Genomic DNA, 14,625 nt, shown 5'->3' with positions numbered 1-14,625 from the left:
TCGAATGGATCTCGTGAACAATTCACAAATTTAAAGATTAAAAAAGACGCTAATTCATTTCAGCGTCTTTTTTATTTTTATTCTTTTACCAAAGTTTAAAAGTATTTTTTACTTTATTTAATTCTACTAATATATCCATATACTTTTGATCCTCAAGCCCAGGCATTCCTGCACCATCGGCACTTCCTGACCAATAAAAACTGTAAGTTGAGTCGCCTGCTAAATACGTAATTGGCGCATCTGTGATAGTAGCATGGTTTTTATCTTCAGTTTTTACAACATATATATCAATAAACTTTTCAGTATTATTCACATCAATTATCCTAATACTTTCCACAAACTTTGTTCCAGTCATACCTTCTGAAACCACATCTTTTACATTACCCCATTTATTAGGCACAATAAAAGAAAAACGATAGATATTATTGGAATACTTTATTCCATCTATGTCGCGAATAACCTGAGAATGCAAACCTCTTTCATCCTCTATGTCTTTGCCTACCTCAGGTACATTTGCAAACTGCACGTTATTTATTTCTAAATTTGCTTGATTGTTTAACGAGTTTTCCAATTTTGTATCCCTTTCCTCAAACAAACTACAACCAGAAATTACAAGAACACCTACTAATACCACACCTATTAATACTACTTTAAATTTCATATTTTTTATTTTAATTAAATAAAACAACTTTTTTACTTAGTCTATTATCGCAATTATTTTCCTTCATCCACAACTTCTGCGTTTATCTCGTCTCCGTCTATTCCTAGAACAGAAAGAGTAATTCCACATTTATCACATTCTACAACTTGTCCAACTTTCACTTTTGGATGAGCTTCCAAATCCACATCATTTTTACATTCTGGGCAAACTAAATGCATATTTTTTTATTAATAAATTATTTTTCGTCCTAAATTCCAACCTCCCGAACATTTGAAATTTTTGAACTAATTTCTTTTTAAAACTTATGGTCCTTTTGAGAATACAAAAGGATAATTAAAATAGCGAATGCGGTTAATTAAATAAGTTTTAAAAATAAATTAAGCCTAAAATTATCAACCGTTCGGCACTTTTGGTTACCTTTTGGTCTCAAAAGGTAAAGTGAGAAGGATTGGGTTTTGAATTTAAAAAAAAGTTTTACTTATATATCACGTTTAAGGGATTTCTGACTTTAGTTCGAAATGACAGAGAAAAACTTTACATTACTATTAAAAGTTTAACATTGTTAACGGTAATTTTCAAACAAAAAGACCGAAATGAATCGGTCTTGTGAACTATTTTTTGGTTTTTACCTTCTTTGGCACATTCCCCTGCCCAAGCCAATAATAGAAAAGCGGGAAAAGAAAAAACCACACAAAAATAAAAACTGTTAAACTAAAAATTTTTGCGAAAGCGTAATAATATCCAATAGTTGGAATAGCCAATCCAAAATAAACAATCAAAAATACCTTCTTTTTACCAGAGTCTTTTATACTTTTTGCAAAATGAACATAAATCGCAAAAAAATTCAGAAAACTTTTTACTTTTAATAAAGAACTTAAACTTTTGAAAACTCCTACCTTTTTCATTTTTACCTCCAACAAAATGAAAGGTTCTTATTAGACTTTACACAAAAAAATGATTTTTGTCAATAAAAAAACCCCCAGACAAAGTCTGGGGGTGGTGACAATTGGCTCGCTTTGGAAAAACGATGTGGAAACCCCACTAACCAAAAGTCGATTGTGCAGTGAGAGGGCTGATCAGACCCGTTCTCTAACCCTTCTACAGGGTTGTTCGGGATTTTCCTAAGTACCATCAAACGATACTCAGAAACTCTTGGAACCCAAGAGGATTCACTTCCCGATTCTTCGGTGTCACTATATAATATAAATAGGACACATTCTTCGTACCCAACCAATTGCGTTAATGCAAATGGATCTGCGACTACACACCGCTGTACAAAGAACTTTAATAATACTTTCATATTATTTAAATATAATAGCACATTTTTAATGTTTTGTCAAGTCTTTTAAGACGAAATCACGAAAAAACTTGATACTTTAGCCAAAAACTGATATATTTAACATGTTAAAATATAGAATTTTATTTTAAATTTATGCAAACACCACAAAAATCATACCCAAATTTGGCAAGTAGTATCGGCGTACCAATGCTTTATTTGAAAAGAGAAGACATGCATGAGTACAAATCTCACAAAGGTAGGTCTATTCCAAAAATGATTGAAAGCTATATAAAGACAGGCATTACTGAATTTGTAGTATCCTCCTCTGGAAATGCAGGACTAACTGCTATGCTATTTGTAAAAAAACACAACAAAACAGCTCAAAAAGCTGTAAAATTAGCGGTTTTTGTGGGTAAAAAGATAAGTGAAGGCAAATTAAAACCTTTAAATAAGCTTACAGACGAAAATATAGAGATAAAACAAGTAGAAAGACCAAAACAACAGGCTTTTTTGGAGGGAAAAAAAGAAAATATCGCTTATTTAAGACAATCTACAGATGAAACTGCTTTGGAAGGATATAAGAGTTTAGCAGAAGAATTAGATGAAATAGAGAATTTGGAGGCTATTTTTGTACCAACTTCTTCTGGAACTACAGCAGAAGCTTTGGGAAAGCACTTTGAGAGTTTAAAACAAAATCCACAAATTCATATAGTACAGACAGAAAGTTGCAATCCAATTGCTAGTGAATTTATGAAATGGGATAAAATAGATGTAGAGGATTCAATAGCTGGAGCAATTGTGGATAATGTAGCGCACAGAAAAGATATAGTTACAGAAATTGTAAAAAACTCAAAAGGAAGTGGCTGGATAGTCACAAATAATGAAATAAAAAGCGCAATAAATATAACAGTAGAAGACACAGAAATAGAGATTTCACCAAACAGCGCACTTTCTGTGGCTGGACTTATCAAAGCTCGCGAATCTGGCTGGAGTTGGAATGGGGCAATTGTTTGTTTGATTACTGGAAAATGATGAGAAAACAAACTAGGTAGACTAAGCAAAAAAGGATATTTTATTCGTCATCCTCAACTTGATTGGGGGTCCAGGATTTGATTCAACATTCTGGTTTGCAGACTCTGGATTCCCAGTCAAGCTGAGAATGACAACAAGGCAAAAAACAAGCGAAACGATATAACAATTAGAACTTCTCAAATATGCACACAAAGAAAGAATTGGAAAAAATATTAAGATTTATAATTTCAAAAAAACCGCAACACAAATTTGGAGTAGATGATGCCAAAAGAATAATTGCAGGAAAAATGAAACTAAAACAACCTTCAAATAGGTTGCTTTTTGCTGTTTATAGAGAATTGGTTGAAAAAAAGAAAATAAAAAAAGATAAGAATTTAGAACTTTTTATGCGAAAAGCAGATATTCGCAGTTTGTCTGGAATTGCCGTTGTGACCTCACTTGTAAAACCATATAGTTGTCCAGGAAAATGCATATATTGCCCAACAGAAAAGCGAATGCCAAAAAGTTATCTTGCATCTGAACCTGCAGCAGCAAGAGCTCTACTTTTGGACTTTAGTCCTTACGAGCAAATGCGTAGAAGAATTGAAGCTTTAACAGAAAGTGGACATATTGCAGATAAAATTGAATTTATAATTAAAGGCGGAACTTGGAATGCTTACCAAATAAAATATCAATATTGGTTTATTTTGGAATCTTTTCGCGCGTGTAATGAATATGGAAAACCTAAGAAGGAGAAGGTTAGTTTAGATTCAACCTTAGAAGAACTTCAAGAAGCACTAGAAAAAGAACAAAGGAAAAATGAAAAAGCAAAATTTAGAATAATTGGGTTAACTTTGGAAACACGCCCAGACACAATTACACCAAAAACAATTTTCCATATGCGTAGGCAAGGTTGCACTAGAATTGAGCTTGGACTTCAAGCACCAGACGATAAAATTTTGGAGCTTACAAAGCGCGGACACACAGTAGAGCAATTCAAAAAAGCCATGTTTTTACTAAGACAAGCTGGTTTTAAAGTAGATCTACACTTTATGCCAGACTTGCCTGGATCTAGCCCGCAGCACGATGTAGAGATGTACAAGAGTTTGTTTGTAGACGAGGCACTGCGACCAGATATGGTAAAGATTTATCCTTGCGCAGTTTTGAAAAATACAGAGCTTTATAAATGGTACAAAAATAAAAAATATAAACCACAGAATCCAAAAGATTTGTTTGAGTCTTTGATAAAAATGAAAATTGCCACTCCGCTTTATTGTAGAATTTCTAGATTGATTCGCGATATTCCAAGTACAGAAATCACAGCAGGAAACTCCACTACAAATCTACGAGAAATGCTAAAAGAAAAAATGGCAGAAAAAGGTGAAAAATGTGTATGTTTGCGTTGTCGCGAAATTGGCAGACACAAAGAACTTGCAAATGAACCTCCCCACCTATTTGTGGAAATGTATGAAACAGTTGGTGGGAAAGAATACTTTATAAGTTATGAAACCAAAAACCGCGAAGCTTTGTTTGGATTTTTGAGACTTAGAATTCCAGAAAAAACTCCGAAAAAAATAGGAGTTTATAAATTACTCCCAGAAATAAAAAATTGTGCTTTTGTACGAGAGCTTCATACTTACGGACAACTTGTGGGAATTGGTAAATACAAGAAAAATGCAGCACAACACAAAGGAACTGGTAAAAAATTAATGGTTGAAGCAGAAAAAATTGCAAAAAAAGAAGGCTACAAAAAAATGGCTGTAATTTCTGGAGTTGGAGTAAGAGGATATTATAGAAAATTAGGGTATCGAAAAGTTGGTACTTATATGGTGAGGAAAATTTAAATAAAAAAACCATCTCAATTGAGATGGTTTTGCTTTTATTTGTTAAAAGCTAAGTTGTACAATTTTTCACCTAATTCTTCGGCCTCTTTGAATTCTGGATTAAAGTCTCTCCACTCTTTAGGAATTCCTTCCAAACCGCACTGGGCACCAAGCATAGCGCCAACCATAGAAGCTGTGGTATCTGTATCTCCACCAGCATTTACCGCTTCCAAAATTCCTGCTCGAAATTTATTCATATTACGAACAAATATAGAAACAGAAAATGCAACCGAACTTAAAGCAGAAAAAGCAGATCTACCCATACAAAACTTAAGTTTTAAAGCCAACAAATCATTATATTTCTCTTCTACAAACAACATTTCACTAAGCAGTGTTCTTTTATTTTTATTCCAATTTAACAATAAACCTTCAATTTCATTACCAACTTCACTAATAATAGACTTTAAATAACTATAGTTAGAATAAATATCACCAAGGCTTTCAGAAAAAATATCGTGTATTATACAACCCACCAAACATGCAGAATCAGATGCCTGCTTGTTTAAATGGGTAATAGAACTATTTAAACGAAGTTGTTCATATAATAAGTCAAGATTTTCTCCAGAAACAGAACTAAGAATTGCTAAAGGTGCAATCCTCATAGCCACACCAGCCCCATTTCCATAATTTTGCCTGTTAATTAACCTTCTAAAAGTTCCATACAAATCCACTCTATCCATATTACTATATTTCTGCTTTTCCTCACCAGAAAGAACATCTAAAAATTTTTTTACAGTATACAAACTTTCTCTGGTTGTACGACCCATTCCAACCACGCCACTTTTGTAAACTTCTACAAATCTGCGAGCACAGTCCATATGACTATAGCCGCCTTTTACAATTAAAGATTCTGTAAGTGCTTTTGTAAAAGCCCAATCGTCTGTGGTATCACCAACTTTAAAACGTAAACCCTTGTCCAATCTTCTTTCAAAAACAGAGAGATCTTCAAAATCTTTTATTCCACCGTTTGTAGCTTTTGCAATTTCTTGAAAAGTCATTACTTCACATGGCGCACCCATTGCGTCACCAATCATAATTCCCATCAAACAACCTTGAATATTACTTAGGATTTTTTTACTCATCTCCTCCTCCTTTTTTGAGTGTGAAAGATAGAAAAATTTCTTTTAAAATTGCTTTATTGAACTCTTTTTTAGACAATATCATACCTTGCCTCCTTTCCTCTTTTTGAACTCTCAAAATTGCAAAGTAAAACCAAATTATAAAAATTGTAATACAGACTAACAAAACATAGAAAAACACTACTCGCTCCTTTTAAAAAATGTTAAAGAACTAGCTTAAAATTATCATTTTTACAATAAAAAAACAAGACTTGTACTAATTTGCTTAAATTTGTTAAACTTTAAATACTAATGTTTTAAGAATATTTATGAATAAACTATCTCTAGAAAAATTTGATCCACAAGTAAACGAATCTATAAAAAAAGAAACTAGGAGACAGGAAAATGGTTTGGAGATGATTCCATCTGAGAATTTTGTATCAATGGCAGTTTTAGAAACTTTGGGTTCCGTACTTACAAACAAATATGCCGAGGGCTATCCTGGACGAAGATATTATGGTGGTTGTGAAAATATAGATGTAATTGAACAACTCGCAATAGACCGAGCAAAAGAAATTTTTGAAGCTGAACATGTAAATGTACAACCACTTTCTGGAGCACCAGCAAATATGGCAGCTTATGTTGCATTACTAGAAATGGGAGATACTGTACTTGGAATGGATTTGTCTCATGGTGGACATCTGACTCACGGGCATCCTGTGACAGCAATGGCAAAAATGTACAATTTTATAAGATACAAAACAAATGAGGAGGGTTTGCTTGATTTGGAAAATTTGAGACAAATGGCGTTGGAGCATAAACCAAAATTAATTTTGGTTGGTTATAGTGCTTACTCTCGAGAAATAGATTATAAGGGGGTAAAAAAGATTGCAGACGAAGTTGGAGCTTATACAATGGCAGATATTGCACATATTGCTGGGCTAATTGCAGGTGGACAAATGAATAATCCTGTGCCTATTTTTGATGTTGTGACAACCACAACTCACAAAACTTTGCGTGGACCAAGAGGTGGTATGATAATGTGTAAAAAAGAATTTGCAAAAAGAGTGAATAAGGCAGTTTTTCCAGGACTTCAAGGTGGTCCACACGAAAATAATATCGCCGGAAAAGCTGTAGCTTTCAAAGAAGCTTTGCAACCAGACTTCAAAGAATATGCAATTCAAATAAAAAAGAATGCAAAAGTTTTGGAACAAAAATTATCTGAGTTTGGTTTTAAACTTATGTTTGGTGGAACAGATAATCACCTACTTCTCATAGATGTGTCGCCAAAAAATGTGACAGGAAAAGAAGCAGAAGAGGCACTAGACAAAGCAGGAATTACAGTGAACAAAAATATGATTCCAGACGACACAAGAAGCCCATTTGATCCAAGTGGAATTCGCCTAGGTACACCAGCAATAACCACACGCGGTATGAAAGAAATAGAGATGGAGCAGATAGCAGTGTGGATAAATAAAGCTGTGGAAAATCACACAGATGATGCTATACTAGAAAATATAAAAAATGATGTGAAGGAAATGACAAGTCATTTTCCACTCTATCCAGAATTAAAAAAATAATATGGAATTTATAACCAATTCACCAACAGAAACAGAAGAAGTTGGAAAAAATTTAGTAAAAGAATTAAAAGGCGGAGATATTATCTTGCTAAATGGTGAATTGGGTGCCGGGAAAAGTACTTTTGTAAAAGGAATTGCGCAGGGTTTAAAAATAAAAAGAACTATAAATAGTCCTACTTTTACTTTGATGAATGTGTATACTTTGGACAAAGAAAAAAATGGAATAAAAAAACTTATCCACATAGATACTTACAGATTGAAAGATGAGGAAGCATTGATAGAAATTGGCGCAGAAGATTATATTGGAAAAAAGGATACTTTGACTTTGATAGAATGGCCAGAGAAAGTACAAGAATTAATTGCCGACAAAGATATAATTGAAATAGATTTGATACAAGCTGAAGAAAATAGAAGGAAGATTGTGATAAGGGGTGAGGAATAAATAAAACAAAAAAGAAGCTAAATTGCTTCTTTTTTGTTTTAACTAATTTATATTTATGGATGAATCAAAGAGCCTTTGAACTTTTTGCCTTTGATTGCTTTTTCTACTTGTTTTAGTTTCGTTCCATTCATTACTATTACAGACAATTTTAGCTTGTCTGCTTCTCGGCTAGCGATTGGGTCAAAAGGTAGGTTTGAGCCAGGAATCCACTCGTCTCCTACAATTTTTCTAAATTTTTTCCAAGTGATATCTTTTATCTTTTTAGCATCTTTATTTTTCTTTGGATCCTCGCTATAAATATAAGTTATATTGGATAAGTTTATAACTTTTTCTGCTCCGTACAATTCTGCCAATTTTACAGCATCATAATCTGTAGACCAACCTGGTTTCCAGCCAGAAGCTATCAAAATGTCTTCTTTCCATTCAATCTTTTTGGTTGGATTTTTTATTACTTTTGGATTTGCCCATTTACGAAAAATTGTTCGTACAAAATGTGCATTCAATCTAGTTGCATGAATTCCAATCCAATCTATATCCTCTGAAATAAGTTTTGTGACATCGCTCACCGCATCTTGATATTTTCTACTTGTTGCTCCCCCGCCACATACAATTATAAATCTGTAATTCTTTTCAATATGACTCAAGATCATTTTTTTGAAACCTTTTAGAAATTTTCTATTGAACCCTTCTGGTGGAATTATAAGTGAACCCCCAAGTGATAATACTATAATTTTTTCTTTATTTTTTTTCATAGTTTTAAAAAAGAGACCTAAGTCTCTAATTAATTATTTTAATTTTTTATGAATCAACATAAATAGCAATAGCAATGCGAAAGCCGTAGCAGTCATCATTGGAATTGTAATATACCCAAATTCAAATATTAATTTTTCTGAGCAACTAGATAGAAAGCTAGATGTATCGCAAGTGGTAATATCACGAGGCAACATCTGTAAAGTATAGTGATAAATAGAATATAAAATTCCTATCGCAGAAAGTAAAGTACTATAATCTGCAATTACTTTCTCCTTTTTCCATACAGCAAGACCAAACAATAATGATTGTGGAAACATCAAAATTCTCTGCTTCCAGCAAAGCTCACAAGGTAAAAGTGAGGCTACATCTGAAAAAAATAAACTTCCCACAATAGAAGAAAGTGCCACACCAAAAGCTAGTAAAAATGATCGTTCTTTTAAAAACTTCAAGAACTTTTTTACTTGTTTCTGCTTGTGAAGTGGTGGTACAAAAATAAAAATCAAAACCAACACAATGAAAACTTGCGCCAAAATAGTTCCGACCGATAATACTGTTACTGCTGTATTATATATATCCATAAAAATTATAATTTACGTCATCCTGAGCGAAGTCGAAGGATCTCGAGAAAATATCATAAAAACTAAAATTAATGAACTAAACACGAGATATTTCGACTCCACTTCGTTCCGCTCAATATGACGTGAATGATATTAGGATTTAATATACCAAAAAAGGATACATTTGTACAGGTTTATTTAATCTGATCCATGCTCAATTCCTCGTCCAATAAAATTTTTACACCATGCAGTAAGTCTGTGCGGAAAATCCTACTTCCAGACCGCTCAAGTCTTCGCATTACTCGCAAAGATGGGTGTCCATATTTATTTTTTCCAACAGGAATTATAGAATAATATGGTAAAACCATATCTACAAATTTATCTATTGAAGAAGATCCACTTCCATGATGACCAACTTTCAAAATATCCACACCTAGCTTTTCACCAAATTTTTCTATTAGATAAATCTCTAACTCTTGCTCCATATCACCAGTAAATAAAACTTTTTTACCAGCACTTTCCAATATAAAAACTATAGAATTGTTGTTATCTGACAGATTTTGAATCAAACTACCGTCTGGAAAAAGAAAATGCAAAACATCATCTCCTACAAACCACTTTTCCTCACTTTTTACGACATGATAATTTGAACCCTCTTTTTTTACTCGTCGCCAAAATTCATTCCAAAACTCATCGTTATTTTTATGCTGACCATTGTAAACCACATTTGCAACATCAAACCTCTCCAACACATCTATACAACCACCATAATGATCGTTGTCTGGGTGAGTGATTATTAGGTAATCTATACTTTTGTCACGAAAATCCATAACTCTACCCAACTCCTCCAAAACTTTTGCAGACTTTCCACAATCTACCAAAGCTTGAGTTCCATTTTTGAATTCTATAAAAGTTGCATCGCCTTGTCCAACATCAAGAAAATACAATTCTGTGACTTCTGGTAAATTCTCGGCTTGTACATATTCTGAAAAGTTATCTCTTTTTTTCAAAAAAAATAATGCGGCAAAAATAACTACCAAAATTAAAACTAAAATTATAATTACCTTTTTCATATTCTAAATTTAAGCCATCTAATTTCCAAATAATCATAAATTTGTTTATAGAAAATTAAACAAATATAAAACAAAACTACGACAATTGCAGGCATACTTAAATTTATAGATGCAAAAGAAAAATCTGCAAACCATCTAACAATTAGAATAACATATTCCAGTGCAATCCATGTAATCCACGAAATAATTTGGGCAAGTGGAAAAAAGATAAAAGATGAAATTACAGCCAAAAATCCACCCAACATTATAAATGGAATTATCCACAGGATGAGAATATTTGTAGGAAGTGCGACAATAGAAAATCTACCAAAATGAAATAGAACTAGTGGAAGTGTTGCGATAATTGCAGCTGAAGTTTCCAGAAAAATCTTTTTTAGTCCAAAAAGTTCTGGAATTTTTTCTGTGAAAATTTCTAATTTTGGAGTGAGGTAGATAAGCCCAGCGGTTGCCACAAAAGATAGTTGGAAACCTGCATCCCAAATTAGAACATAAGGATTGTGTAATACCATTGCTACGGCAGTGAAAAGCAATAAATTTATAGGATGCGACATTCTACCAAGCTGTTTTGCGAGTAAAACCAGAAGTCCCATAATTCCTGCACGCACTACGGAAGCACTAGCTCCAGCAAAAAGTACGAAAACACCAATCCCAGAAATAATAATCCAAAATGCTTTTTTGCGAGGGATTCGCAGAAAGCTCAAAATTACAATAAAAATTGCACCAATAATTGCAATATTATAGCCAGAGATCGCGACAATATGCGTAACGCCAGTTGTGTTGAAATCTTCTTGCAACTCCCCCAAACCCCCACGATAACCATAAAGTAATCCTGCCACAAAACTTGCGTTTGGCTCGTGCCACAGACGATTTATTTTTTGCGCAAAAGTATTTTTTACCGATAGCACAGAACTCATTAAAATATTTCCTTCATCCTCACCTATTTTGCGAATTTGCGGAACACCGCAATATGCAAAAACTTTTTTAAGTGCAAGATATTTATCAAAATTAAAATCTTCTATTTTTGTTGGTTTTTTTATTTTACAATATATTTCTAATTTATCTCCATATTCATAGCGAGGATAAAGTTCTGATTTAAAATAAACTCTACCTTCTCCAACTTTTTTATCTACTTTTTCGACATTTACAACATAGCGAACACTATCCACACGAATGTCTGGCTCTTGGATTACAATAGCAGAAAATCGAACATTCTCTTCTGCATAATTTGAAATATTGGTTTCGCTGGGAAAAAATAAAATATACCTGCCAAATGCAAGTAAAATTGCCAAAACACAAAGTGATGTAAGTCTAAAAAATTTGTATTTCCAAAAAATAATTAAAAACCCAACAACTACAAAAATTCCAAAATAAATGAAAACAAAATCAAATGAAAAATCTAAAATTGAAACAAAAGCAGTCCCAAATAAAAAACAAAAACAAAACGCGAGAAACGTTTTGCTTTTGGAATTTATTATTTTTTGAAGCATATCGGAGGCAGCAAATTAGGCAGATTATGCAGATCAAGTACCGAAGTTAAATATGTCATCCCAAGCGATAGAGAGAGTTCTCGAAATAGAATCATCAGAATTGTTAATATTTAAAATTTTGTGAATTAATTTGGGGGATCCTTCGACTTCGCTAAGGATGACACAAATATTCACGTCATGTTGAGCGAAGTGAAACGGAGTCGAAATATCCCCTTACAATTTCACAAAATATAAATAATTAAAATAAACGTAATCTTCTTGTTCTTTGTTAGCTACTAATTATTAGTTATTTTAAACCACAATACTTACCAATCTCCCTTTTACATAAATTACTTTTTTTGGTTCATTGCCTTCCAGCCATTTTTGTACTTTTTCTCTTTGCAATACCAATTCTTTTATTTCTTCTTCTGAAATTTCTGCTGGCACTTCTATATCATCACGAACTTTTCCGTTTATCTGAATTCCAACTTTTACAGTTTCATCTTTTATCATATTCTCATCATAACTTGGCCACAGCTCGTATGCGATACTTTCTGTGTTCCCAAGTTTTTCCCAAAGTTCTTCTGCCAAATGTGGTGCAAATGGTGAAAGGATTTTTAGAAAATTTTCCATATCTTCTTTTGATATTTCTTGTACTTTTGTAATTTCATTTACAAATTCCATCATTTTTGCAACAGAAGTATTGAAACTCATTTCTTCTATATCTTCACCAACTTTTTTAATTGTTTTGTGTAAAGTTTTATTTTGTTTCACATCTTTTTTTACAAATTCTTGTAAATTTACAACCTTATCCAAAAACCTTTTTACACCTTTCAAACCATTTGTATCCCAAACCACAGCTTGGTCAAATGGACCCATAAACATAATATAAAGTCGCAGTGCGTCTGCACCAAACTTTTCTACAATTTCATCTGGATTCACTACGTTTCCACGGCTTTTACTCATTTTCTCTCCATTTTCTGCCAAAATCATTCCATGACTTGTTCTTTTTTGATAAGGTTCGCTTTGTGGCACCACACCAATATCATACAAAAATATATTCCAAAACCTAGAGTAAAGCAAATGCAAAGTTGTGTGCTCCATTCCCCCATTGTACCAATCCACTGGCATCCAATATTTCAAAGCTTCTGGTGATGCCAAAGCTGTATCATTGTTATTATCCACATACCTTAGAGAATACCAGCTAGAACCTGCCCAATTTGGCATTGTGTCTGTTTCTCGGTGAGCCTCTCCTCCACAACGCGGACAAGTTGTTTTTAGCCACTCTTCCACACTAGCAAGCGGTGATTCACCACTGTCTGTTGGCTCATATTTTTCTACTTCTGGCAATTCAAGCGGTAAATTCTCATCCATAATCCAACCTGGATTTTGCTTTTCACCCTCATTTTGAAAATCACCTTTCTCGGCACAACTTTCACAATAAACCAAAGGAATTGGCTCTCCCCAATAACGCTGACGAGAAAATACCCAATCGCGAAGTTTGAAGTTTGTTTTTCTTTCTCCTAATCCTTTTTCCTCTAACCACGCAATCATTTTTTCTTTTGATTCTTTTGAAGACAGTTCGTTTAAAAAGTCTGAATTTACAACCCCACCTTCTCCCAAAAATGCACCTTCCAAAATATCTCCACCAGAAATGACTTCTACCATATCCAAACCATACTTCCCAGCAAATTCCCAATCTCTCTGATCGTGAGCAGGTACAGACATAATTGCACCAGTTCCATAAGTCGCCAAAACATAATCCGCGACCCAAACTGGAATCTCTTCATTATTTGCTGGGTTCACTGCTTTTATTCCTTTTAGCTCCACTCCTGTTTTTTCTTTTTGTAATTCTACCCTCTCCAAATCAGATTTCAATCCAGCCTGCTTTATATATTCTAAAACCTCATCAAAATTCTCTATTTTACCTTTTAATTCCTCTACCAAACTATGCTCTGGCGAAACTACACAATAAGTTGCACCAAACAAAGTATCTGGGCGAGTTGTAAAAACTTCCAGCATGTCATCTTGAGCGCTAGCCGAAAAATCCCCCTTTTGTTTAATACCAAACTTAACTAATGCACCCTCACTTTTGCCAATCCAATTTCTTTGTTGAGTTTTTGCGCGCTCTACATAATCCACATTTTCCAAACCATCCAGAAGTTTATCCGCATATTTTGTGATTGCTAGCATCCACTGGGATTTATCTCTTTTTTCTACCTCTCCACCACAACGCTCACAAGCCCCATTTACAACTTCTTCATTTGCCAAGCCAGTTTTACAACTTGGGCACCAGTTTATTGGCATAGATTTTTTGTAAGCCAAACCGTTTTTAAACAATTGCAAGAAAATCCACTGAGTCCATTTGTAATATTTTGGATCAGTTGTATCTATCTCACGAGACCAATCAAAACTAAAACCCAAAGATTTGAGCTGTCTTCTAAAGTTCGCTATATTTTCCTTTGTCACCTCTTTTGGCGCACGCCCAGTTTTTATAGCATAATTTTCTGTTGGCAAACCAAAAGCATCGTAGCCAATTGGATACAACACGTTTTTTCCATCCATTCTCTTTTTGCGAGCAATTATATCCATTGCCGTATAAGAACGCGGATGCCCTACATGAAGCCCAGCTCCACTTGGATATGGAAACTCCACAAGAACATAAAACTTCTCTTTACTCTCATCTAGTTTTACCTCAAAAGTCTTATTTTCCTCCCATTTTTCCTGCCACTTTTTCTCTATTTTACTAAAATTATATTTTTCCATATTTTTATTTCATTTTCCCTTGAATTTTAGCGAATTTTGAGGGGAAATGCAAATGAAAACAAAAAATAACCTAAAAAGGTTATTTTTTGTTTAAAC

Annotated in this window: 14 protein-coding genes; 4 read left to right on the top strand and 10 right to left on the bottom strand. The window is 33.6% G+C overall.

What is annotated here, in order from left to right; all coding sequences use genetic code 11:
- Positions 1–85 precede the first annotated feature (85 nt).
- The 3 genes from L3J07_00875 to L3J07_00865 all read right to left on the bottom strand — a co-directional run bounded on the left by L3J07_00875 (position 86) and on the right by L3J07_00865 (position 1,566).
- Positions 86–661: a hypothetical protein gene (locus tag L3J07_00875; protein MCF6276379.1), complete on the bottom strand. Its 576-nt coding sequence runs from the start codon at positions 659–661 to the stop codon at positions 86–88.
- A gap of 53 nt (positions 662–714) precedes the next feature.
- Complete coding sequence (locus tag L3J07_00870) at positions 715–879, bottom strand: lysine biosynthesis protein LysW (GenBank protein MCF6276378.1); 165 nt, start codon at positions 877–879, stop codon at positions 715–717.
- A gap of 393 nt (positions 880–1,272) precedes the next feature.
- A complete protein-coding gene (locus L3J07_00865) occupies positions 1,273–1,566 on the bottom strand; it encodes a hypothetical protein (protein ID MCF6276377.1) in 294 nt (97 codons plus the stop codon).
- Positions 1,567–2,093: 527 nt separating this feature from the next.
- On the opposite strand from L3J07_00865, the gene L3J07_00860 reads away from it, so the two are divergent.
- Together L3J07_00860 and L3J07_00855 are read left to right on the top strand one after the other, a co-directional pair.
- Entirely contained in the window at positions 2,094–2,972 is an 879-nt protein-coding gene (locus tag L3J07_00860) for a PLP-dependent lyase/thiolase (protein ID MCF6276376.1), read from the top strand.
- Positions 2,973–3,154: 182 nt separating this feature from the next.
- Positions 3,155–4,795 carry a tRNA uridine(34) 5-carboxymethylaminomethyl modification radical SAM/GNAT enzyme Elp3 gene (locus L3J07_00855; GenBank protein MCF6276375.1) on the top strand — a complete coding sequence of 547 codons (1,641 nt, stop codon included), beginning with the start codon at positions 3,155–3,157 and terminating at the stop codon, positions 4,793–4,795.
- 35 nt (positions 4,796–4,830) lie between these two features.
- On the opposite strand, the gene L3J07_00850 is transcribed toward L3J07_00855, so the two are convergent.
- Both L3J07_00850 and L3J07_00845 read right to left on the bottom strand, forming a co-directional pair.
- Positions 4,831–5,916, bottom strand: coding sequence for an ADP-ribosylglycohydrolase family protein (locus L3J07_00850; GenBank protein MCF6276374.1), 1,086 nt, complete (start codon positions 5,914–5,916; stop codon positions 4,831–4,833).
- Positions 5,909–6,094, bottom strand: a complete 186-nt coding sequence (locus L3J07_00845) for a hypothetical protein (GenBank protein MCF6276373.1) — start codon at positions 6,092–6,094, stop codon at positions 5,909–5,911. The genes L3J07_00850 and L3J07_00845 overlap by 8 nt, the downstream gene beginning before the upstream one ends.
- Positions 6,095–6,221: 127 nt before the next feature.
- Between L3J07_00845 and L3J07_00840 the strand changes: the two genes are divergently transcribed.
- The gene (locus L3J07_00840) at positions 6,222–7,472 is read left to right on the top strand and encodes a serine hydroxymethyltransferase (protein MCF6276372.1); all 1,251 of its coding nucleotides are present in this window, start codon (positions 6,222–6,224) and stop codon (positions 7,470–7,472) included.
- A 1-nt stretch (position 7,473) separates the two neighbouring features.
- Positions 7,474–7,914 (top strand): tRNA (adenosine(37)-N6)-threonylcarbamoyltransferase complex ATPase subunit type 1 TsaE, encoded by a 441-nt coding sequence (tsaE, locus tag L3J07_00835; protein MCF6276371.1) that lies wholly within the window; start codon positions 7,474–7,476, stop codon positions 7,912–7,914.
- A gap of 53 nt (positions 7,915–7,967) precedes the next feature.
- On the opposite strand, the gene pyrH is transcribed toward tsaE, so the two are convergent.
- The 5 genes from pyrH to leuS all read right to left on the bottom strand — a co-directional run bounded on the left by pyrH (position 7,968) and on the right by leuS (position 14,529).
- Positions 7,968–8,666 (bottom strand): UMP kinase, encoded by a 699-nt coding sequence (pyrH, locus tag L3J07_00830; GenBank protein ID MCF6276370.1) that lies wholly within the window; start codon positions 8,664–8,666, stop codon positions 7,968–7,970.
- Between the two features lie 33 nt (positions 8,667–8,699).
- Entirely contained in the window at positions 8,700–9,245 is a 546-nt protein-coding gene (locus L3J07_00825; GenBank protein MCF6276369.1) for a disulfide bond formation protein B, read from the bottom strand.
- A 173-nt stretch (positions 9,246–9,418) separates the two neighbouring features.
- Positions 9,419–10,297 carry an MBL fold metallo-hydrolase gene (locus L3J07_00820; GenBank protein ID MCF6276368.1) on the bottom strand — a complete coding sequence of 293 codons (879 nt, stop codon included), beginning with the start codon at positions 10,295–10,297 and terminating at the stop codon, positions 9,419–9,421.
- A complete protein-coding gene (locus tag L3J07_00815) occupies positions 10,294–11,784 on the bottom strand; it encodes a ComEC family competence protein (GenBank protein MCF6276367.1) in 1,491 nt (496 codons plus the stop codon). Before L3J07_00815 ends, L3J07_00820 begins: the two co-directional genes overlap by 4 nt.
- A 291-nt stretch (positions 11,785–12,075) precedes the next feature.
- Positions 12,076–14,529, bottom strand: coding sequence for a leucine--tRNA ligase (gene leuS, locus L3J07_00810; protein MCF6276366.1), 2,454 nt, complete (start codon positions 14,527–14,529; stop codon positions 12,076–12,078).
- Positions 14,530–14,625 lie beyond the last annotated feature (96 nt).

The sequence above is a fragment of the Candidatus Magasanikbacteria bacterium genome (assembly GCA_021648085.1).
In the GTDB taxonomy this organism is placed as follows: Bacteria; Patescibacteriota; Patescibacteriia; order Magasanikbacterales; family UBA922; genus JAKITS01.
This window is presented reverse-complemented; position numbering and strand designations above follow the sequence as displayed.